The sequence below is a fragment of the Proteus sp. STS61-E genome (assembly GCF_040932335.1).
Taxonomy (GTDB): domain Bacteria; phylum Pseudomonadota; class Gammaproteobacteria; order Enterobacterales; family Enterobacteriaceae; genus Proteus; species Proteus mirabilis_B.
The window spans coordinates 143335-165230 of record NZ_JBFQGE010000004.1 but is presented as its reverse complement, the minus strand read 5'-3'; the positions used below and the strand labels follow the sequence as shown (position 1 = coordinate 165230).

General features: G+C 41.2%; 15 protein-coding genes. 11 read left to right on the top strand and 4 right to left on the bottom strand.

All coding sequences use genetic code 11. The features are described 5' to 3' along the window. The 9 genes from murD (at position 1) to lpxC (ending at position 9792) form a co-directional block, all read left to right on the top strand. Complete coding sequence (gene murD, locus AB4J89_RS11175) at positions 1-1311, top strand: UDP-N-acetylmuramoyl-L-alanine--D-glutamate ligase (protein WP_368469233.1); 1311 nt, start codon at positions 1-3, stop codon at positions 1309-1311. Continuing rightward, the gene (ftsW, locus tag AB4J89_RS11170) at positions 1311-2504 is read left to right on the top strand and encodes a cell division protein FtsW (protein WP_088494922.1); all 1194 of its coding nucleotides are present in this window, start codon (positions 1311-1313) and stop codon (positions 2502-2504) included. Before murD ends, ftsW begins: the two co-directional genes overlap by 1 nt. Continuing rightward, positions 2501-3583 (top strand): undecaprenyldiphospho-muramoylpentapeptide beta-N-acetylglucosaminyltransferase, encoded by a 1083-nt coding sequence (gene murG, locus AB4J89_RS11165; RefSeq protein WP_088494923.1) that lies wholly within the window; start codon positions 2501-2503, stop codon positions 3581-3583. The genes ftsW and murG overlap by 4 nt, the downstream gene beginning before the upstream one ends. Before the next feature lie 41 nt (positions 3584-3624). Continuing rightward, positions 3625-5088: a UDP-N-acetylmuramate--L-alanine ligase gene (gene murC / locus AB4J89_RS11160; RefSeq protein WP_088494924.1), complete on the top strand. Its 1464-nt coding sequence runs from the start codon at positions 3625-3627 to the stop codon at positions 5086-5088. Positions 5089-5093: 5 nt separating this feature from the next. After that, positions 5094-5450 carry a hypothetical protein gene (locus tag AB4J89_RS11155; protein WP_088494925.1) on the top strand — a complete coding sequence of 119 codons (357 nt, stop codon included), beginning with the start codon at positions 5094-5096 and terminating at the stop codon, positions 5448-5450. Position 5451: 1 nt separating this feature from the next. Then, complete coding sequence (gene ftsQ / locus AB4J89_RS11150; protein WP_088494926.1) at positions 5452-6237, top strand: cell division protein FtsQ; 786 nt, start codon at positions 5452-5454, stop codon at positions 6235-6237. A 45-nt stretch (positions 6238-6282) separates the two neighbouring features. Further along, on the top strand, positions 6283-7539 hold the full coding sequence (gene ftsA, locus AB4J89_RS11145; protein WP_098942190.1) for a cell division protein FtsA: 1257 nt from the start codon (positions 6283-6285) through the stop codon (positions 7537-7539). 70 nt (positions 7540-7609) lie between these two features. After that, entirely contained in the window at positions 7610-8776 is a 1167-nt protein-coding gene (gene ftsZ, locus AB4J89_RS11140) for a cell division protein FtsZ (RefSeq protein ID WP_088494927.1), read from the top strand. A gap of 98 nt (positions 8777-8874) precedes the next feature. Further along, positions 8875-9792 carry a UDP-3-O-acyl-N-acetylglucosamine deacetylase gene (gene lpxC / locus AB4J89_RS11135; RefSeq protein ID WP_036913397.1) on the top strand — a complete coding sequence of 306 codons (918 nt, stop codon included), beginning with the start codon at positions 8875-8877 and terminating at the stop codon, positions 9790-9792. Between the two features lie 34 nt (positions 9793-9826). Here the strand turns inward: lpxC and AB4J89_RS11130 are convergent, their stop codons facing one another. Next, positions 9827-10342 carry a DUF721 domain-containing protein gene (locus AB4J89_RS11130; RefSeq protein ID WP_088494928.1) on the bottom strand — a complete coding sequence of 172 codons (516 nt, stop codon included), beginning with the start codon at positions 10340-10342 and terminating at the stop codon, positions 9827-9829. A gap of 45 nt (positions 10343-10387) precedes the next feature. Here AB4J89_RS11130 and secM point away from each other — a divergent pair, with 45 nt between their 5' ends. Together secM and secA are read left to right on the top strand one after the other, a co-directional pair. Continuing rightward, the gene (gene secM / locus AB4J89_RS11125) at positions 10388-10915 is read left to right on the top strand and encodes a secA translation cis-regulator SecM (RefSeq protein WP_088494929.1); all 528 of its coding nucleotides are present in this window, start codon (positions 10388-10390) and stop codon (positions 10913-10915) included. A 99-nt stretch (positions 10916-11014) separates the two neighbouring features. Further along, complete coding sequence (gene secA, locus AB4J89_RS11120; protein ID WP_088494930.1) at positions 11015-13723, top strand: preprotein translocase subunit SecA; 2709 nt, start codon at positions 11015-11017, stop codon at positions 13721-13723. Positions 13724-13817: 94 nt separating this feature from the next. On the opposite strand, the gene cueR is transcribed toward secA, so the two are convergent. From cueR to hpmA, 3 genes are all read right to left on the bottom strand, one after another. Beyond that, positions 13818-14267 carry a Cu(I)-responsive transcriptional regulator gene (cueR, locus tag AB4J89_RS11115; protein WP_368469228.1) on the bottom strand — a complete coding sequence of 150 codons (450 nt, stop codon included), beginning with the start codon at positions 14265-14267 and terminating at the stop codon, positions 13818-13820. Between the two features lie 108 nt (positions 14268-14375). Then, the gene (locus AB4J89_RS11110; protein WP_368469226.1) at positions 14376-16865 is read right to left on the bottom strand and encodes a copper-translocating P-type ATPase; all 2490 of its coding nucleotides are present in this window, start codon (positions 16863-16865) and stop codon (positions 14376-14378) included. A 291-nt stretch (positions 16866-17156) separates the two neighbouring features. Beyond that, a complete protein-coding gene (gene hpmA, locus AB4J89_RS11105) occupies positions 17157-21890 on the bottom strand; it encodes a calcium-independent hemolysin HpmA (protein ID WP_368469224.1) in 4734 nt (1577 codons plus the stop codon). Positions 21891-21896 lie beyond the last annotated feature (6 nt).

The following is a 21896-nucleotide window of genomic DNA, read 5'->3' as shown; positions in this document are numbered from 1 at the left end:
ATGGCAAATTATCAGGGAAAAAAAGTAGTTGTTGTTGGGCTTGGAATAACAGGCCTTTCCTGCGTTGACTTTTTTATCCGCCAAGGTGTTACGCCTAAGGTTATTGATACACGCCAAAAACCAGGAGGCTTAGATAAGCTTCCTGCTGACGTTGAATATCATACAGGTAGTTTTCATCAAGCATGGCTTAACGATGCTGATTTAATTATCTCAAGTCCGGGTATTGCACTTTCAACACCTGAGCTTGTTGAAGCGGCAAATCATGGCGTTGAAATTATCGGTGATATCGAATTATTTTGCCGTGAAGCCCAAGCACCTATTGTTGCAATTACTGGCTCTAACGGTAAAAGCACCGTGACAACGATAGTAGGTGAAATGGCAAGCGCGGATGGTATTCGCGTTGGGGTCGGAGGCAATATTGGCGTTCCCGCTCTGACCTTATTAACCGAGCCTCATGATTTATATGTATTAGAGCTATCGAGCTTCCAATTGGAAACGACTTATAGCTTACAAGCTGCGGCTGCAACGGTATTAAATATTAGCGAAGATCATATGAATCGCTATCCGTTAGGATTAGAGCAATACCGTGAAGCAAAACTGCGTATCTACGATAACGCTAAAACCTGCGTTTATAACGAAGATGATGCATTAACGTTACCTTTAGCGGGTAAAGATAATCGTTGTGTTAGTTTTGGTGTTGGACAAGGTGATTATCAGCTTGATAACACAAATCGCATTTTAAAAGTGAAAGGTGAGAAAGTCCTTTCGACGGCTGAAATGTATCTTTCGGGACAGCATAACTACACCAATGCATTAGCGGCATTAGCACTTGCTGACGCAGTGGGTATTTCTCGTAAAGCAGCAACTGAGGTACTGAAAACGTATCACGGTCTTGCTCATCGTTTTCAATTAGTTTATTCACATCAAAATGTACGTTGGATAAATGACTCGAAAGCGACCAATGTGGGAAGCACAGAGGCGGCATTACGAGGGCTAGAAGTTGAAGGCACTCTGCATCTTTTATTAGGTGGAGATGGGAAATCGGCTGACTTCACGTCTTTATTGCCTTATATCAGTGGCGACAATATTCGTCTGTACTGTTTTGGACAAGATGGGCAAGCATTGGCAAATCTACGACCAGATGTCTCTTTATTAACAGTGACAATGGAAGAAGCCATGCGAGCTTTAGCACCGACTGTAAAATCAGGAGATATGGTGTTGCTCTCTCCGGCATGTGCAAGCTTAGATCAGTTCAAATGTTTTGAGCAGCGTGGTGATGAATTTGCGCGTTTAGCAAGGGAGCTTGGCTGATGAGCATATTCGCAATGCGAAGATTAAAACAGTGGCTAGTGGGCAGTTATCAAACTGAGAATACGGCATTTGTGCCGTATGATCGCACTTTGCTCTGGTTTACTTTCGGATTAGCGGTTGTCGGCTTTGTTATGGTGACATCGGCTTCAATGCCAGTTGGTCAACGTCTTGCAGAAGATCCTTTCTTATTTGCGAAACGTGATGGTATCTATATCGTTGTCGCATTTTGTATCGCGTTAGTCACCATGCGTATTCCAATGGCAATTTGGCAACGTTATAGCAGCTTAATGCTATTTGGTTCAATACTCCTTTTATTGGTGGTATTGGGAGTTGGGAGTTCAGTTAATGGTGCTTCACGCTGGATTGCGGTGGGACCATTAAATTTCCAGCCTGCTGAATTATCAAAACTTGCACTGTTTTGCTATCTATCGAGTTATTTAGTTCGAAAAGTTGAAGAAGTCAGAAATAACTTTTGGGGTTTCTGTAAACCGATGGGTGTGATGCTAATACTGGCTGTTTTATTGTTATTACAGCCGGACTTAGGAACGGTTGTGGTTTTATTCGTAACAACATTAGCGCTGTTATTTTTAGCGGGCGCTAAAATTTGGCAATTCTTAGCCATTATCGGCTCAGGAATTGCGGCTGTTGTTATGTTGATTATCGTTGAGCCTTACCGTGTTCGACGTATTACTTCTTTCTTAGAACCTTGGGAAGATCCATTTGGTAGCGGTTATCAGCTTACACAATCTCTAATGGCATTTGGCCGAGGGGATTTACTTGGACAAGGTTTAGGAAACTCAGTACAAAAACTAGAATATTTGCCTGAAGCGCATACCGACTTTATTTTCTCTATTCTTGCTGAAGAACTTGGTTATATCGGTGTGGTTTTAGTGCTTTTAATGGTATTCTTCATCGCTTTTCGTGCGATGCAAATTGGGCGACGTGCGCTGATCCTCGATCAACGTTTTTCAGGCTTTTTAGCTTGCTCTATCGGGATCTGGTTTACATTCCAGTCATTGGTCAATGTAGGCGCAGCAGCAGGTATGTTGCCAACAAAGGGATTAACCCTTCCTCTTATTAGTTACGGTGGTTCGAGCTTGATTATTATGTCAACCGCCATCGTGATGTTATTACGAATTGATTATGAAACACGTCTAGCACAAGCTCAGGCGTTTGTAAGGAGCCCGAAATGAGCGAGCGTAGACGCCGTTTAATGGTTATGGCTGGTGGTACTGGGGGGCATGTATTCCCGGGACTGGCTGTTGCTCATTATCTACAATCCCAAGGTTGGGAAATTCGATGGTTAGGAACGGCGGATAGAATGGAAGCCGATTTAGTACCTAAACACGGTATTGAAATTGAATTTATTCGTATTTCAGGCTTACGTGGCAAAGGGATTAAAGCGTTAATCGCAGCACCTATTCGTATTATTAAAGCGATTTTCCAAGCTCGTGCCATTATGAAGCGCTATCAGCCAGATGCGGTACTTGGTATGGGTGGCTATGTTTCAGGTCCGGGCGGTGTTGCTGCTTGGATGTGTGGGATACCTGTTATTTTGCATGAGCAAAATGGTATCGCTGGATTAACTAATCGTTGGTTATCTAAAATTGCAAAACGTGTATTGCAGGCTTTTCCGGGTGCATTTCCTAAAGCACCGGTTGTTGGAAATCCTGTTCGTGAAGATGTATTGGCACTCGAAGCACCCTCAGTACGATTAAAAGAGAGAACAGGGCCTGTTCGTGTACTGATTATTGGTGGTAGCCAAGGCGCTAGAATTTTAAATCATACCTTACCTGTAGTTGCAGGTTTGCTAGGTGAACATGTTACAATCTGGCATCAAGCAGGAAAAGGTGGCGAAAGTGATACAAAAACACGCTATCAGAACGAATTAGCAAAAAATTCAGTTAAATCTGAATATAAAGTTACTGAATTTATTGATGATATAGCGCAAGCTTACCAATGGGCTGATGTTGTGGTGTGTCGTTCAGGCGCATTAACGGTCAGCGAAATTGCCGCAGCGGGATTACCCGCTATTTTTGTTCCTTTCCAGCACAAAGATAGACAGCAATATTGGAATGCACTGCCGCTAGAAAAAGCGGGTGCCGCGCGAATTATCGAGCAAAATGATTTAACTCCAGAAGTCATTGCACAAACCCTGAAAAATTGGGATAGAGAAACCTTGTTAGCGATGGCAGAGAAAGCAAAAAGTGTTGCGATTACGGATGCCACAGAGCGCGTAGCAAATGTGATAATCGAAGTGGCAAAAAAATAAACGTAACTTGTAACCATTAACTTAGAGTGAAGAAGTAAATAGTGAATACACAACAACTGGCAAAATTAAGATCGTTTGTGCCTGAAATGAGAAAAGTTAAGCATATTCACTTTATCGGCATCGGTGGTGCGGGTATGGGTGGAATTGCCGAAGTGCTGGCTAACGAAGGTTATGAAATCAGCGGCTCTGATTTAGCACCGAACGTAGTCACACAACAGCTCGTTGCCTTAGGCGCAACAGTCTATTTTAATCATCGCCCTGAAAATATTCGTGGCGCAAGTGTTGTTGTGGTTTCGACAGCGATCAGTGCTGAAAACCCTGAGATTATTGCAGCAAGAGAAGCACGTATCCCAGTTATCCGTCGTGCTGAAATGCTGGCTGAATTGATGCGTTATCGTCATGGTGTTGCGATTGCCGGAACACATGGTAAAACCACGACAACAGCGATGATTTCAAATATTTATGCGCAAGCGGGGTTAGATCCTACGTTTGTTAATGGTGGGCTTGTTAAATCAGCTGGCACTCATGCTCGTTTAGGTTGCAGTCGTTATTTAATTGCTGAAGCTGATGAAAGCGATGCATCATTTTTACATTTACAACCAATGGTTGCTGTCGTTACGAATATCGAAGCAGACCATATGGATACATATCACGGTAATTTTGACAATCTAAAAGAGACGTTTATTACCTTTTTGCACAATTTACCATTCTATGGTCGTGCAGTGATGTGTCTGGATGACGATGTCATTCGTTCGATTATTCCTAAAGTAGGGCGTTATATTACGACTTATGGCTTTAGTGAAGATGCTGATGTTCGTATTACGCATTATGAACAAAAAGGCGCTCAGGGCTTTTTCACTATATCTCGTGAAGGTATGCCAGATTTGCAAGTTGTCTTAAATGCACCCGGTCGCCATAACGCATTGAATGCGACGGCTGCAGTTGCTGTAGCCACAGAAGAAGGCATTGCTGACGAACATATTTTAGCAGCATTACTTAACTTCCAAGGTACTGGGCGTCGTTTCGATTTCTTAGGTAATTACGGTCTTGAGCATGTTAATGGTCAAGAAGGTGAAGTGATGCTAGTGGATGATTATGGTCATCATCCAACAGAAGTTGATGCAACGATTAAAGCAGCGAGAGCAGGGTGGCCAGATAAACGTCTAGTGATGATTTTCCAACCTCATCGCTATACCCGTACTCGTGATTTATATGAAGACTTTGCCACTGTTCTCAATCAGGTTGATATTTTATTATTAACAGATGTTTATTCTGCAGGGGAAGCGCCTATTGCAGGTGCCGATAGTCGCTCACTTTGTCGAACAATTCGCCAACGTGGGAAGCTAGATCCTATCTGGGTTTCTGATGTGGATAATATTTCATCAATATTAGCGGGTGTAATAACAGATAATGATCTTGTTTTAGTTCAAGGTGCTGGAAATATTGGTAAAATAGCGCGTCGCTTAGCAGATACGAAATTACAGCCATCTTTCAGCGAGGATTAAGACGGATGTTTGAGCAAGTGAACATCATTTATGGTGAAATAGTCAATAAAACAACTGTAATGATGGAGTGTTATGAAGAAAGTAACACTGAATTGGCGAAAAAAATGATCGGGAATTCGCTTGCTCAAATCTGTGTTGAGAAAAAATTTCAGTTAAAAAGTAAGAAAAACGAAGAAAAATTCGCAATTTCTTCTTTTAAAGTAAATAATTCTCAACAGATTGAACAATTTAGTGATTTAATTATCAAACCTAAAGGTGTTCATAAAGTATATATATGTAGGAAAAGTATTAATCGCTGGAATATCGGACAAAAGGATGGGCGATTCTCTTGTTTAAACGTTGCTCAGGAGTTAGTGGGTTAATATGTCACAAGCAGCGCTAAATATAAAAGAACATAAAGAGAAGCAACATTCTGACAGACCGAGTAATGGTACTTATTTATCAGGATTAATCTTTTTCTTATGTGTGATTGCCACCATCGTTTGGGGTGGGATACAAGTGGTTAACTGGATGAAAGACGCTAATCGTCTACCAATCTCAAAACTTGTATTAACAGGCGAGCGGCATTACACAACGAATGATGATGTGCGTCAGGCGATTTTGTCTTTAGGACAGCCGGGCACATTTATGACACAGGATGTGAATATCATTCAGCAACAAATTGAACGGATGCCATGGATTAGGCAAGTCACTGTTCGTAAACAGTGGCCTGATGAACTTAAAATCCATCTGGTAGAGTATGTTCCCTTTACCCGTTGGAATGATACTTACTTTCTTGATAAAGAAGGGCGTGTTTTCAGTCTGCCAACGCAGTTGGAAACCAAAGGAAGTTATCCTTTGCTATATGGCCCACAAGGAAGCGAAAAAATGGTGTTGTCAGGTTATGTCGCAATGAGAGATCAACTTCTTGCTAGTAACCTGAATTTAAAAGCAGCGTCAATGTCTGCCCGTCAAGGATGGCAATTAGTTTTAGACAATGATGTCCGATTGGAGTTAGGTCGTAAGGATAACGAAAAACGGATCGCTCGCTTTATTGAGTTGTATCCGATACTGCAACAACAAACAGATAAACGAGTTGATTACGTGGATCTGCGTTATGACAGTGGTGGTGCAGTCGGATGGGCTCCTTTATTACTTGAGAATGAATAAACAAGACGTGGCAGATGACACGATGAAGGCGAAGGCAGAACAATAATGATCAAAGCGACGGACAGAAAATTAGTAGTTGGTCTTGAGATTGGTACGGCCAAAGTAGCCACCCTTGTCGGTGAGATCCTGCCTGATGGCGTAGTGAATATTATCGGGGTGGGAAGTTGTCCATCTCGGGGCATGGATAAAGGTGGCGTTAACGATCTCGAATCCGTCGTAAAATGCGTGCAACGGGCGGTAGATCAGGCTGAATTAATGGCTGACTGTCAAATATCTTCAGTATATTTGGCGTTATCAGGCAAGCATATCAGTTGCCAAAATGAGATTGGTATGGTGCCAATTTCAGAAGAAGAAGTGACTCAAGATGATGTTGATAGCGTGGTACATACCGCGAAATCCGTCAAAGTAAAAGATGAACACCGTGTTTTACACGTGATACCGCAAGAGTATGCCATTGATTATCAAGAAGGGATCAAAAACCCAGTTGGATTATCGGGCGTGCGTATGCAGGCTAAAGTTCATTTAATTACCTGCCATAACGATATGGCAAAGAATATTGTAAAAGCAGTTGAACGCTGTGGGTTAAAAGTGGATCAACTGATTTTTGCGGGACTGGCTTCAAGTTTCGCTGTATTAACAGAAGATGAACGTGAATTAGGTGTGTGTGTTGTTGATATTGGTGGCGGTACAATGGATATCGCTATTTATACCGGTGGAGCATTAAGACATACCCGCGTTATTCCTTATGCAGGCAATGTTGTAACCAGCGATATTGCTTACGCTTTTGGCACACCGCCAAATGATGCGGAAGCTATCAAAGTTCGTCACGGTTGTGCATTAGGATCTTTAGTTGGTAAAGATGAAAATGTCGAAGTTCCAAGTGTCGGAGGCAGACCACCAAGAAGTCTGCAACGACAAACTCTTGCTGAGGTGATTGAGCCTCGTTATACCGAACTGCTCAATCTTGTTAATGAAGAGATTTTAAAAGTTCAAGAACAGTTACGCCAGCAAGGGATTAAGCATCATTTAGCCGCAGGTATCGTGCTAACAGGTGGTGCTGCACAGATTGATGGACTTGTTGAATGTGCTCAACGTGTTTTCCACACGCAAGTACGGATCGGTAAACCGTTAAATATTACCGGGCTAACAGATTATGCGCAGGACCCCTACTACTCAACAGCGGTTGGGCTCTTGCATTACGGTAAAGAATCTCACTTTGGTGAGGAAACTGAAACCGAGAAACGCTCTGCTGTCGGTGGTTTATTTAAGAAACTCACTGGTTGGCTAAAAAGAGAGTTTTAATAATCAGACAAATTTAAAAAGAGGTCGTTTGAGCAAGCGGCCCTGAGAAGGCACAAAACGGAGAGAAATTATGTTTGAACCTATGGAATTAACCAACGATGCGGTGATCAAAGTCATCGGCGTTGGTGGCGGCGGCGGTAATGCGGTTGAGCACATGGTTCGTGAACGTATTGAAGGCGTAGATTTCTTTGCAGTCAATACGGATGCTCAAGCGCTACGTAAAACAGCGGTCGGACAGACTATCCAAATTGGTAATGCCATTACGAAAGGCTTAGGTGCAGGTGCAAATCCTGAAGTGGGCCGTAATGCTGCTGAGGAAGACCGCGAAGGGTTACGTGCAGCACTTGAAGGTGCCGATATGGTCTTTATCGCAGCAGGTATGGGCGGTGGTACTGGTACTGGTGCTGCGCCTGTTGTTGCAGAAGTGGCTAAAGAATTAGGCATTTTGACCGTTGCTGTAGTAACTAAGCCTTTTAATTTTGAAGGCAAAAAACGCATGGCATTTGCGGAGCAAGGTATTACTGAGTTATCAAAACATGTTGACTCGTTAATCACTATTCCAAATGACAAATTATTAAAAGTACTTGGTCGTGGAATTTCATTATTAGATGCGTTCGGTGCAGCTAATGATGTATTAAAAGGCGCAGTTCAAGGTATCGCTGAGCTAATTACTCGTCCAGGTTTAATGAACGTTGACTTTGCTGACGTAAGAACTGTGATGTCTGAAATGGGTTATGCCATGATGGGATCTGGTGCTGCGAAAGGTGAAGACCGTGCTGAAGAAGCAGCAGAAATGGCGATTTCAAGTCCATTATTGGAAGATATCGACTTATCTGGCGCACGTGGTGTGTTAGTCAACATCACTGCAGGCTTTGACTTACGTCTTGATGAATTTGAAACAGTGGGTAATACCATTCGTGCATTTGCATCAGATAATGCGACTGTGGTTATCGGTACATCCCTTGACCCAGAAATGAATGATGAATTGCGTGTGACTGTGGTTGCAACAGGTATTGGGATGGACAAACGTCCAGAAATTACACTGGTAACTAATAAACAGAATCAGCAAAGCGCAATGGAGAATCGTTACCAGCAAATGCAAAATAGCATGTCTTCTTTCTCTGCCGTAGAAGAAAGCAAGCCTGCTGCGAAAGCCGTTAACGAACAATCTACTCAGGCAAGCAAAGAACCGGATTATTTAGATATCCCTGCGTTCCTGAGAAAACAGGCTGATTAATCGCCAAAAAGATTGGCATCTCCGCTTTTTGTGCTAAACTGTCCTGCCAATTATAAGTATAATGATTGGTAGGACGGATAACATTGCGAGATAAAATGATGATCAAACAACGGACATTAAAACGAATTGTACAAGCAACTGGTGTGGGACTTCACACGGGTAAAAAAGTTACGCTTACAATGCGTCCGGCGCCAGCAAACACTGGGGTCATCTACCGTCGTACTGACTTAAATCCACCGGTGGATTTTCCAGCAGACGCAAAATCAGTTCGTGACACTATGTTATGTACTTGCTTAGTTAACGAAGACGATGTGCGTATATCAACCGTTGAGCATTTAAACGCAGCACTGGCTGGTTTAGGCATTGATAATATCGTAATTGAAGTGAATGCACCTGAAATTCCAATTATGGATGGAAGTGCGGCACCTTTTGTTTTCTTGTTACTTGATGCAGGTATCGAAGAACTTCGTACTGCGAAGAAATTCATTCGCATCAAAGAAACAGTGCGTGTAGAAGATGGCGACAAATGGGCAGAAATGCGTCCATACAACGGATTTAAATTAGATTTTACTATCGATTTTAATCATCCTGCCATTGATGCAAGTACACAGCGTTATAAATTAGATTTCTCCGCGGAATCTTTTATGAGCCAAATCAGTCGTGCTCGTACTTTTGGATTTATGCGTGATATCGAATATTTACAATCTAAAGGATTGTGTTTAGGCGGAAGCTTCGATTGTGCAATCGTAGTTGATGACTATCGTGTTCTCAACGACGATGGTCTGCGTTTTGAAGATGAATTCGTTCGTCACAAAATGTTGGATGCAATCGGTGATTTATTTATGTGTGGCTATAACATTATCGGTGAATTTACCGCGTTTAAATCAGGTCATGCACTGAACAATAAATTGCTCCAAGCTGTATTAGCAAAAGAATCTGCGTGGGAATTCGTCACATTTGAAGACGAAGCGCAAATGCCAGTGGCATTCAAAGCTCCCTCAATGGTCTTTGCTTAATTCCTGCGAAGGAAAGCGCGTTAATTATCTCTAATTAACGTTCATCTTTGGCTGTACTTGTACTCTCTCCGGCAAGTGCAGCCAACCGTTCTAATTTCTCTCTTAATTTCTTCGGGCTTTTCTCAGCCAAATACTTCAATGATTGCGCGCTTTCCAAACTTAAGTGACGTCTCTTTGTAGGCACTTGCTCTTTTAATGATGATATTAAAGATCTTTTTTCCTGTTTTATTCCCAAAGACGGATTTATTTTGATGTCTATTGAGGATAAGGATGGTAAAATTTCTTGCCTCAATGCGGAAAGTAATGACGGGGTTTCATAACGTAAACGAGTTAACCAACTTGCGTTTGCAACTTCAATAATTAAAATAGCATTGCGATAATTTGCGACACGGCACTTATCTCGTAAAGGAACAGGTAAAAGAGCCATGACGGCGCGATTTAATTTTAGTAAAATCGTTGCACGCTGTTGTATAAGTTGTAATGTACTCTTGTTGGAACCTTCAAGTTCAATGAAGATTTTTTCCAATGATTGTGGGTAACTATCCCGCATAGATTTTGACTCCACAAAATAAAGATTAATGAGCAACCAAGGTTAATGAGCATTATAAGTTTTTGGCGACAGTTTGGCAGGCGATATTTTTGGTCGCACCTGCTTTTAGGGATGGTAGCAGCAGGTATTGGAATACCTTCGCTGTTGTCTACTCATGCCGAAAATCCACAGCAAACTGATACACCTTCATCTCAAAACCGCCAAAGTCAGGCACTTATTGCGTTTGATAACTTATTCTTACGCCAAAGTGTACAGAATCCTGCTTCATCCTTCACCTTTAATTACTGGCAACAACACGCAGTAAAAAATGTGATTAAACAGCTCTCTTTTGCATTCACCATTAATTCGCCTGAATTGATGGTTAAAGCCAAAGATGAACCGTTACCTGTTTCTAATGTTGCAGAGGTTATGCTTGATACTCTGTATGCCTTATTAACAGAGACCCCATCATCAGCACTAAGCAACCGTCCTCTTTCTGGTTACGTTTTAGTACAGAATACAAATTCCTATCATACCGGATTATGGCTTGCACAAATCCGCGGTATTCGCGCAGGGCCTTACCTAACAGCTTAATTGAGTCACTTAATCTAATAAGATTATGATTATCTCTGTTTATTGATAGATACAGAGGCTGTTTTCGGCGTTTCACGCCATAAATGAGAATAAAGATTTATGTTAGGTAAAATTGTAACCAAAATTTTTGGTAGTCGTAATGATCGTTCAATCCGCCGTATGCGCAAAGTTGTTGTTGAAATTAATAAATTAGAGCCAGAATTTGAAAAGCTGACTGATGATGAGCTAAAAGCGAAAACAAATGAATTTCGTGAGCGCTTAAAAAACGGTGAAAAAGAAGAAGATATTTTACCTGAAGCGTTTGCCACTGTTCGTGAAGCAAGTAAACGTGTCTTTGGTATGCGTCACTTCGATGTGCAGTTAATCGGTGGTATGGTTCTAAATGAGCGTTGTATTGCAGAAATGCGTACAGGTGAAGGTAAAACATTAACCGCAACATTACCGGCATACTTAAATGCGCTATCAGGTAAAGGGGTTCACGTTGTTACAGTCAATGACTACTTGGCACAACGTGACGCCGAAAATAACCGTCCTCTGTTTGAATTCTTAGGTTTAAGCGTGGGTATCAACTTGCCAAATATGGCACCACCAGTAAAACGCGAAGCCTATAATGCTGATATCACTTACGGTACGAACAACGAATTTGGTTTCGACTACCTGCGTGACAACATGGCATTTAGTCCACAAGAACGTGTTCAACGTAAATTACACTATGCATTAGTGGATGAGGTTGACTCAATCTTAATCGATGAAGCGCGTACTCCGCTGATCATTTCAGGTCCAGCAGAAGACAGTTCTGAGCTTTATATCCAAATGAATAAAGTGATCCCTCACTTGATTTCTCAAGAGAAAGAAGACTCAGACACTTTCCAAGGTGAAGGTGATTACTCTGTTGATGAAAAAACACGTCAAGTGAACATCACAGAACGTGGTCTGGTTAAAATCGAAGGGTTATTAGCAGATGCTGGCATGATGAAAGAAGGAGAGTCTTTATACTCACCCGCTAATATTATGTTAATGCACCATGTGACCGCAGCATTACGTGCTCACGCGCTATTTACCAAAGATGTTGACTACATTGTTAAAGATGGCGAAGTTATCATTGTTGACGAACACACGGGTCGTACAATGCAAGGTCGTCGTTGGTCTGATGGTTTACACCAAGCTGTTGAAGCAAAAGAAGGTGTGAAGATCCAAAATGAGAACCAAACTTTAGCGTCAATTACATTCCAAAACTATTTCCGTTTATACGAAAAATTAGCAGGGATGACCGGTACTGCGGATACTGAAGCATTTGAATTTAACTCTATCTATCGCTTAGAAACCATTGTTATCCCAACTAACCGCCCAATGGTACGTAAAGATCTGCCTGACTTAGTCTATATGAATGAGCAAGGTAAATTTGCAGCTATTATTGAAGATATTCGTGAACGTACTCAAAATGGTCAGCCTGTTCTTGTGGGTACCATTTCAATTGAAAAATCAGAAGAAATTTCTAAAGCGCTGACTAAAGCGAATGTTCACCATAACGTACTGAATGCGAAATTCCACGCAATGGAAGCAGACATCATTGCTAACGCAGGTTTGCCTTCAGCGGTAACTATCGCAACTAACATGGCTGGTCGTGGTACCGATATCGTGTTAGGGGGTAGCTGGCAAACTGAAGTGGCTAAACTTGAAGAGCCAACTGAAGAGCAAATCGAAGAAATCAAAGCTAAATGGAAAGAGCGTCATGATGCAGTATTAGCATCAGGTGGTTTACATATCATTGGTACTGAGCGTCACGAATCTCGTCGTATTGATAACCAGTTACGTGGTCGTGCGGGTCGTCAAGGGGATGAAGGTTCTTCTCGTTTCTATTTATCTATGGAAGACTCCTTAATGCGTATTTTTGCTTCAGACAAAGTGTCTGGCATGATGCGTAAATTAGGTATGAATGAAACAGAAGCGATTGAACACCCTTGGGTAACTAAAGCGATTGCAAACGCACAGCGTAAAGTAGAAAACCGTAACTTTGATATTCGTAAGCAACTGCTTGAATATGATGACGTAGCAAATGACCAACGTCGTGCAATCTATACTCAGCGTAACGAATTACTGGATGTGGCAGACGTAAGCGAAACTATCGATAGCATTCGCCAAGACGTCTTCACTTCAATGATTGATAACTATATTCCACCTCAATCACTGGAAGAAATGTGGGATATCGAAGGCTTAACGGCATGTCTACAAAAAGACTTTGATTTAAATTTACCAATCAAAGAGTGGTTAGATAAAGAGCCTGAATTACACGAAGAAACATTGCGTGAGCGTATTTTAGAAAAATCTATCGAAGTCTATAAAGCGAAAGAAGAGATCGTTAGTGCTGAGATGATGCGTAACTTTGAAAAAGGCGTGATGTTACAAACGCTGGATTCACTGTGGAAAGAGCACTTGGCAGCAATGGATTATTTGCGCCAAGGTATCCACTTACGTGGTTATGCACAAAAAGATCCAAAACAAGAGTACAAACGTGAATCGTTCGCCATGTTTGCTAACATGTTGGAATCACTGAAATATGAAGTGATTAGCACGCTAAGCAAAGTACAAGTTCGTTTACCAGAAGAAGTTGAAGAGTTAGAGCGTCGCCGTCGTGAAGAAGCTGAACGTTTAGCTAAACAACAGCAATTAAGCCATGAAGTGACAAAAGAATCTCAAATGTCAGCAGTAGATGGTCAAGTTGCCGCAGGTAAAAAAGTGGGTCGTAACGAACCATGTCCTTGTGGATCGGGTAAGAAATTTAAGCATTGTCATGGTCAATTAGGTTAATTACCCGTTGATGATAATGGTTATTTAACTTTTTTGTTGAACAAGAAAATCCCGCTTAGCAATAAGCGGGATTTTTTTATGGTTGATAGAAAAACTAAATTGAAGAGCGAAGGTGGGAAAGGTGACTTTTTGTTGTTTTACTTTCAGGGCCTGACTTTGGCTCAACTAGTCCTGCAATAATCGGACAATCAGGATTGTTATCACCTTGGCAATCTTTCGCTAAGTGTTCTAAGGTTTTTGTCATACGTTGTAGTTCAGCAATTTTACGATTGAGCTCTTCAATATGGGAGAGCGCGATAGATTTCACATCTGCGCTGGCGCGTTCTCCGTTATTCCATAAAACTAACAACGTTGATATCTGTTCTGTTGAAAAACCAAGTGCTCGAGAATGGCGAATAAAACGAAAGCAAGCTACGTCTGCATCTGTGTAATCGCGATAACCTGAATCAGTGCGAATAGCCTTTGGAATTAAGCCAATCTGCTCATAATAACGGATCATTTTGCTTGAAATACCGGACTTTTTTGCTGCTTGACCAATATTCATTATGTTCCCCTTATCGGATAATAAAGCGCTCTCTATAAGTATAAGGTAGTCGCTTTATAATATTGAGCCAGACCTTTGTTGAGTCTGGCTATAAATAAAATCAATCTATCAATGTGTTTTTATTGGTGCTTGAAAGCGTTTTAGTCGTAAGGCGTTACCCAATACAAATACACTTGAAAGTGCCATTGCGGCAGCGGCAATGATGGGTGAAAGTAACATGCCATTAATTGGATAAAGCATGCCAGCCGCGACAGGAATTAATAAGGCGTTATAGGCAAAAGCCCAAAACAAGTTTTGTTTGATATTGCGAATAGTTGCTTGGCTTAAAGCTATTGCATCAACGACACCGCGCAGATCACCCGACATTAACACCACATCAGCAGCTTCAATGGCGACATCGGTTCCTGTACCAATCGCTAGCCCAACATCAGCTTGTGCAAGTGCTGGAGCATCATTGATACCATCACCAACAAAAGCGACTTTGGCGCCTTTATGGCTAAATTGCTTTAAGGCTTCGACTTTTCCATCAGGAAGTACTTCAGCCGCAATTTCATCAATACCTAACTGTTTAGCAATCGCTTTTGCTGTGGCTTCGTTATCACCGGTGATCATGGCAACTCTCAAACCTAAATCATGTAACGCTTTGATTGCTTCAGGGGTTGTTTCTTTAATCGGATCTGCAACTGCAATAATGGCAGCAAGATGTCCATCAATGGCTGCATAAAGAGGGCTTTTGCCTTGCTCACCGAGTTTCTGTGCTGAAGAGATAAAGTGACTGACATCTAATCCAAGTTGTTTCATAAAGCGATCAGCACCAACAGATACGGCTCTTCCGCCCACTGTTGCACTAACGCCAAAACCCGGAACTGCTTCAAAATTTTCAACCGTAGCGAGTGTTAATCCCGCCTCTTTAGCCGCATTGACAATAGCTTCTGCAATAGGGTGTTCCGAATAAGTTTCAATAGCAGCAACAAGGCTTAAGGTTTCATTATATTCAAAACCTTCTGCTGGAATTAAATCTGTTAATTCAGGACGGCCTTTTGTTAATGTGCCTGTTTTATCAAGAGCGACAACATTGACATCACGTAAGGCTTGTAAGGCTTCACCTTTACGGAAAAGAATACCCAACTCTGCTGCACGACCGGTACCCACCATAATGGATGTTGGCGTTGCTAATCCCATTGCACATGGACAGGCAATAATTAACACGGCAACGGCATTAATTAGTGCAAAGGTTAATGCAGGATCTGGACCAAAAGCTAACCAAATAAAGAAGGTGATTGTTGCACCTAACATAACCACCGGCACAAACCACATGGTGACTTTATCAACAAGTGCTTGAATAGGAAGTTTAGAGCCTTGAGCTTCCTCCACTAAGCGAATGATTTGTGCCAATACAGTGTTAGAGCCAACTTTGGTGACTTTAAAACTAAAAGCACCTGTTTTATTGATAGTTCCCCCCACAACGTCAGAACCAATCTCTTTCGATACAGGTACAGGCTCGCCGGTTATCATGCTCTCATCAACGTAAGAGTGACCGTCAATAATCTCTCCATCAACAGGTATTTTTTCACCGGGGCGAACAAAAACGATGTCTCCCATTACAACTTGATCTAGAGGGATTTCTAATGTCTCACCATGACGAGACACTCGCGCTGTTTTGGCTTGTAAACCAACTAACCGTTTAATGGCTTGAGATGTATTTCCTTTAGCTTTGGCTTCAAGCGTTCTTCCTAACAAGATCAAGGTGACAATCACAACAGCGGCTTCAAAATAGATATTGGCTGTGCCCGCAGGTAGGACTTGAGGAATAAAGGTTGATACCACTGAATAGCCGTAAGCGGCGGCTGTACCAACAGATACTAATGAGTTCATATCAGGAGCACCGCGTAATAACGCAGGTATCCCTTTTTGGAAAAAGCGTAAACCGGGGCCAAACATCACAATAGTGGCGAGGATAAATTGAATATACCAATTTAGCTGTTGCCCCAGAGTTCGAGTAACCCAACCATGTACACCGGGAATAAAGTGCGATCCCATTTCAATAACAAAAACGGGTAATGTGAAGACAGCGGCGATAAGTAATGCGCGGCGTAATGAACGTTCCTCTTTTGCACGGCGCTCTTCACCTACATCACGTGTGTTTGCTGGATCATCAGATAAACGACGAGGTTTATAGCCGGCATGTACAACGGCGATCTCTAAATCAGTGATCGATACTACGCCTGATAAATGGCGCACACGAGCGCGTTCAGTTGCAAGGTTTACCGTGGCTTCTAATACACCGGGAACTTGCGCCAGTGCTTTTTCTACACGACCAACACAAGATGCACAGGTCATTTCTTCAATTGCCAGCTCAGTTATCTCTTCGGGTACTTTATAACCTGAACTTTCAATAGCGCTCACGGCAGCTGCGGGATCGGGTGTATTTGTAAATGTAATATCTGCACGTTCAGTTGCTAAATTGACAACAGCATCTTGTATTTGTGGTACGGCTTTTAAGGCCCGTTCGACACGACCAACACAGGATGCACATGTCATACCTTCAACAGGTAAACTTAGCCGATTGGCAGAGGACAACGTAGTCTTAGTGTTCATCAAAAATCCCCTCTTAAATATGGTATGAGATAAAGCTTAGGCTTTACCATTAGGGGAAGGTCAAGGAATCGAGGTTGATTTAATTTCTACGAAAAAATGTATTTTTCTATTTTTAATTCAATGCGTTATCTGTTTTTTACCATTTTCTGTATTTTATTTAAATCTTAAAGAAGCGTAAATTTATTGGATGTTCAGTGAAATCTAAGCAGATAAATAAAAAACCCGCTTATTGTGATAACAAGCGGGTTGGGCTTACAAAAGAATAGGCATTACTCTTTTATGGGGTATCTATTATTTTTCAGAAATAGATGATTTTGTGTTTACTGTTTCATTAACTTTAACAGGTGACTTTAATGATAAGTCACCACCTGCAAGTTGTTTCACTAAATCAACAGCAGATGATTTCAGATCAAGATCTGCACCTGCTTCATATTGATGACCTTCAATATTGTTTAATTGAACATTGCTACCGCCTAAATCAACCTGACCTTGCTCACTTTTAATTTCAGCACCTGTAAGCTTAGTTGTACCACTTACATTCAATGAAATATCATTTTTGCTAGTTAAGGTTGTGGTTTGAGTAACTGCATCATTATCAATATGAGAAACTTTAATATCCGCATTTGCCGTATGACCTTCAGCACCTGTTACGATATTTTTGATACCATTACCTACTGTGCCAACGCCTTTATCAATTTTGGCTTTTGTCTCGCCACTGATACCGGTTTTATCTGCGATAGTTGAAGAGAGTGAATTGTATTTATCAGAGATAACATCAGTTGCAGATTTAATACCTGAATCAATGGTCTCTTTGATAGTGTCTTCTAATAATGATCCACCTGCCTTGGCTGTTTTATCAACTTGGCTAGATTTAGGATCGTTGTTGTGGTTATAACCAACATTTACATCAACAGCAACATGACGATCACTGTCTTTCTGGCTAGTTACTGTAAAGTCACCGCCCACATTACCCGTTACATTATCCGCAGAAACATTTGCACCAGAAAGAGCGAAGTTTTTGTCGCTATTTACAGTTAATGTACCTGTTTCTACTGACGCATTTTGGTGTGTGGATTTTTGTTGATCTTCAACGTTTACTAAAACTTTGCCACCAATATCATGGATAGAGGTTGCTGGATTTTCTTCAGTCACTTCTTTTGGCGTCGTATTGGTTTGTTTGCCATTTAAAGAGATATCAGTACCCCAGTTGTTTTTGTAATCCGTAGATTGTGCTGATGTTAGCGTAGTATCACCAGATTGAGAGGTTAATTGCGTATCTTTGCTATTAACTTTAGTACCTTGAAGATTAACAGAGCTACCGTTAACAGTTAAATTACCTTGGTTAGCAATGGTTCCACCTTCACGAGAAACACTCTTCTCATCTTGCTTACCAATAGCAAATTCAGCGCCACCTAAGCCATTGACAGAAGATGATTTGTCTCCTGTTTTTTGACCGAAGCCCGCTTGTAATCCACCTGATAAGTTCTTACCTGTTTCAGTACGCTGAGATTCTGTTGCTTGGAAATCAACTTTGTTAGTTGCAGTCAGAGCAACATCATTTTCGCTGGTTAAATGAGTGCCTTGTAAAGTCAGATTATGACCTGAATTTAACTCAATACCTTGAGAGCCATTCACTGAACCTGCTTTTGCTGTTGTCTGATCTTTGTGATGATTTGCACCACCTGCGTTAAAACCACCACCGTAATCTTTACTGTCTGGTGTTGTGCCTACTTTCAGGTTTGCACTGCCATTTACGTTATGTTGACTTTCAGTGTGGGTATCTGTTGCTTGTGCCAGCGTTAAATCACCGCCAGCATTAATGACAGTTTTGCCTTCTTGAGCGTCAAATTTAGCGCCTTCATAATGTGCATCTTCACGTACATTAATATTGATATTACCAGCTGAATTAAACTGGCTACCTTCAGCTTTGGTTGTAGTTAGGCTTGTGTCAGTAGTTTTACCTTCACCTTTAATCGCTACAGTAATATCGTTGCCTGTTTTGGTGCTGACACCTACTTGACCGCCACCAGTTGTTTCATGGAAGGACTCTTGGTGTTTGTTTTGTGCTGCTTCACTGGTATGAGTGTTAGCAGTTAGTGAGACATCACCTTGGGTAGATTGATAATGAGTACCTTGGTCATGTAGCGTTTTATTGCTGTCAGTATTAATTTTACCGGCAGTAATAGATGTTGAAACCGCTTGGCTATCGCTTTGTGATTTCTGGCTACCGCCACCTTTAACACCGACTTCAACACCCACATTCGGTGCTTCTAAATTACTTAAGTTAGCAAGATTACTAATGGCATCTTTAAAGGTAACTTTTTTATCAATACCTTTGTTGCCGTCAGGATTAACAGCAGTAGCACCATCTTCAACGGCTTTCTTAATTGGCTGAGTGACACCGCTGTAATCAAGATTAACACCCACATCGACACCGATATTTAAGGTATCTGTTTTAGATGTTGCACTGTCATTTGCAGCAAGATGATTGATATTTTCACCTGACTCTTTATACGCGCCATCAACTTTGTGTGATGCACCTTGATGCGTCACATCATTGTTTGCGGTAATGGTTAAATCACCTGCAACTTGAGTTTCGCTACCTTTATTTTTGGTGATATCAGTTGTTGTATGCTGTTTGTCATATTGGAAATCAGCTTTACTACCGATCTTATCAACACCACCGGTATAGCTAAAGCCACCTGAAATGGTTCTATCTGTACTGTCAGTCTCTTTTTTGTTTTCTGTTGAAACAAAAGCAATATTGTCACCAGAAACAGTGGCATTACCTGCGGTTGTTTTTAAATCAGAGCCAGCAAAAGTGACATCTTTATCCGCTTGAACTTTAACACTGCCACCACTGATCGTAGATCCTACTTGTTCAGTTTCAGTGCTATTGTTTTTGTTGGATGTATGAGTGATATGAAAACCTGCGCTATATTGCTTGTCTTCAACTTCTTTAGCATGACCGGTGATCTCTAATGATGTTTTTTCATCATTGATTTTCGTGGTTTGCTGTGCAGATCTAACGTTGATATCACCTAAAGATTCAATGCCTAATTCATCAGCACTTTTAATTAAGCTACCAATTACATTGACATCTTTGCCACTCACTACGGTTAACTCTGCATCAGAAACTAATTCACTACCCGTTGAATGCTGTTGATTAGTTTCATTCTTGTGGGAGTTTTTAGTAATGTTAAATGCAGTACCTGTACGTTCATCTGTTTTAGTGATGGTTTCGCTGATCGCATTATCAATAACAACATCGCCTTGAGTCGTTTTAACAAAGGCACCTTGATTGCCTTTGACTTGACTACCTGTGATTTTGACACTGTTATCTGCTGCAAGTAACAGTTGTCCATCAGCAGTCAATTGTGTTGAATGACTGACTTCTTGTTTATTGTTATTGTTCTTATTATTACCACCGCCGATACCACCCCAAACGACATGATTGTCGGTTACTGTTTTATCATTGTTAGTATTTTGAACATTAAGATTGATATTCTCTTTAGCGTTAACAACAACATTCTCATGAGAATGTAATTTTGCGCCTTGAGCAGTAACAGAGCCTTCAGCATTTAAACCCAGCGTTTTACCCGCAGTTAACTCACTGCCTTTTAAGGTTTCTGTTTGATGACTATTGCTCCAGCTACCAGTTTCTAAACGAGAAGTATGGTTACGTTTGTAGCCGTTTTCACTACGATTTTCTTTCTCAACTAATCCGTTGATATTGATATCTTGATTAGCATTAATTGCCAGAGTGTTACCCGCATTAATTTTGGCACCTTCAAGTGTTACATCACCTTTAGTTGCTGTTAATGTCGCATTGTTCTTGGCATCAATATGGCTACCAACTTGCTGTACTAGCTCTTTTTCTTTAGTGACATCATATTGCCAAGAATAGAACCAGCGATTGTCAGTATCAGTCTCTTTTTGCTGTAACTGTTTGCCATCAACCGTTAAATGAGCGCCTTGTAATAAAATATCATCACCCATTAAATCAGAGGCTTTGATTTGGTTTTTATTATCAGCAACTAATGTGATGTTTTTACCTTTTAACTCTGTTTTTGTCAGAGTCTGGCTTGAACCACTGTTATTAACAGCAATACCGCCACGGTAATTTTGATAGTTTTCACTACCATCTTTGTCGTAGCTGTCATAGCGAACTTGGCTATCCGTTTGAATATTGTCCGCTCTGACACTTAATTCATTATCAGCAACAAACTTACCTGTTAATTTAACACCACTACCTTCTGCGGTATTAATGATGCGGATACGACCAGATTGCATACTACCAAAGAAATAACTATCTAAAGCAGAAGCGGGTTTTTGTGATGAAAGAATATCAAAGCGTTGAGAGAACGTATTTTGACCTGTTAATGCAGAAATTTCTGCTGCAGTTATTTTGCCTCGGCTATCAATACGAGGTGCAATTAAATCTAAAAGGCCGGGAGCGTGTAATCCGTTTTTACCAATAGAAAGTAAATTCGTATTGTTAAGCGTGCTATAACCTTTTAACTCACCATTTTCAAACAATGGGTTACCGACAACCAGAGACGAGCGGCTGGTGTTGATAAAACCGCATCCATCACAGGTAATACCATTTGGGTTAGAAAGTACATATTCCGCGGCGATACCAAAAACTTCTTGCTGACCTAATAAGAACGAAGGGTTTCGGCTAACAACTTCATTTAAAATTAAAGAAGCGGCTTGTCCATTTAAATTGCTGTTGGCATTTAATTGTCCAGCAAGTTGTGATTGTCCTGCCTCTAAGGAGTTGTTAAAAACAGCACCTGGTTTACCTACATTAAAATCTTGATATTGGTTATGAGAGATACCTTCGTTATTTGGTGTAACGATATTAATGACTTGAGTTCCACCATTGACTGATGAAACATTCGGTCCTTGATTGCCCGCATCAGGAACAATACCGCCAGCATATGCATTTAGTGATACGAAAATAATCGCTAAAGATGCAGCAAGCCTACCCGAAGGAGAGAGCTTGAAGTTTTTTGATTTCATAGAGTT

What these genes read in the sequence shown, in the direction of transcription:
- AB4J89_RS11130 (WP_088494928.1), bottom strand. Translation starts at nt 10,342, where the DNA reads ATGCGGGATAGTTACCCACAATCATTGGAAAAAATCTTCATTGAACTT.
- hpmA (WP_368469224.1), bottom strand. Translation starts at nt 21,890, where the DNA reads ATGAAATCAAAAAACTTCAAGCTCTCTCCTTCGGGTAGGCTTGCTGCA.
- secA (WP_088494930.1), top strand. Translation starts at nt 11,015, where the DNA reads ATGTTAGGTAAAATTGTAACCAAAATTTTTGGTAGTCGTAATGATCGT.
- AB4J89_RS11110 (WP_368469226.1), bottom strand. Translation starts at nt 16,865, where the DNA reads ATGAACACTAAGACTACGTTGTCCTCTGCCAATCGGCTAAGTTTACCT.
- murD (WP_368469233.1), top strand. Translation starts at nt 1, where the DNA reads ATGGCAAATTATCAGGGAAAAAAAGTAGTTGTTGTTGGGCTTGGAATA.
- ftsW (WP_088494922.1), top strand. Translation starts at nt 1,311, where the DNA reads ATGAGCATATTCGCAATGCGAAGATTAAAACAGTGGCTAGTGGGCAGT.
- lpxC (WP_036913397.1), top strand. Translation starts at nt 8,875, where the DNA reads ATGATCAAACAACGGACATTAAAACGAATTGTACAAGCAACTGGTGTG.
- AB4J89_RS11155 (WP_088494925.1), top strand. Translation starts at nt 5,094, where the DNA reads ATGTTTGAGCAAGTGAACATCATTTATGGTGAAATAGTCAATAAAACA.
- murG (WP_088494923.1), top strand. Translation starts at nt 2,501, where the DNA reads ATGAGCGAGCGTAGACGCCGTTTAATGGTTATGGCTGGTGGTACTGGG.
- ftsA (WP_098942190.1), top strand. Translation starts at nt 6,283, where the DNA reads ATGATCAAAGCGACGGACAGAAAATTAGTAGTTGGTCTTGAGATTGGT.
- ftsZ (WP_088494927.1), top strand. Translation starts at nt 7,610, where the DNA reads ATGTTTGAACCTATGGAATTAACCAACGATGCGGTGATCAAAGTCATC.
- ftsQ (WP_088494926.1), top strand. Translation starts at nt 5,452, where the DNA reads ATGTCACAAGCAGCGCTAAATATAAAAGAACATAAAGAGAAGCAACAT.
- secM (WP_088494929.1), top strand. Translation starts at nt 10,388, where the DNA reads ATGAGCATTATAAGTTTTTGGCGACAGTTTGGCAGGCGATATTTTTGG.
- cueR (WP_368469228.1), bottom strand. Translation starts at nt 14,267, where the DNA reads ATGAATATTGGTCAAGCAGCAAAAAAGTCCGGTATTTCAAGCAAAATG.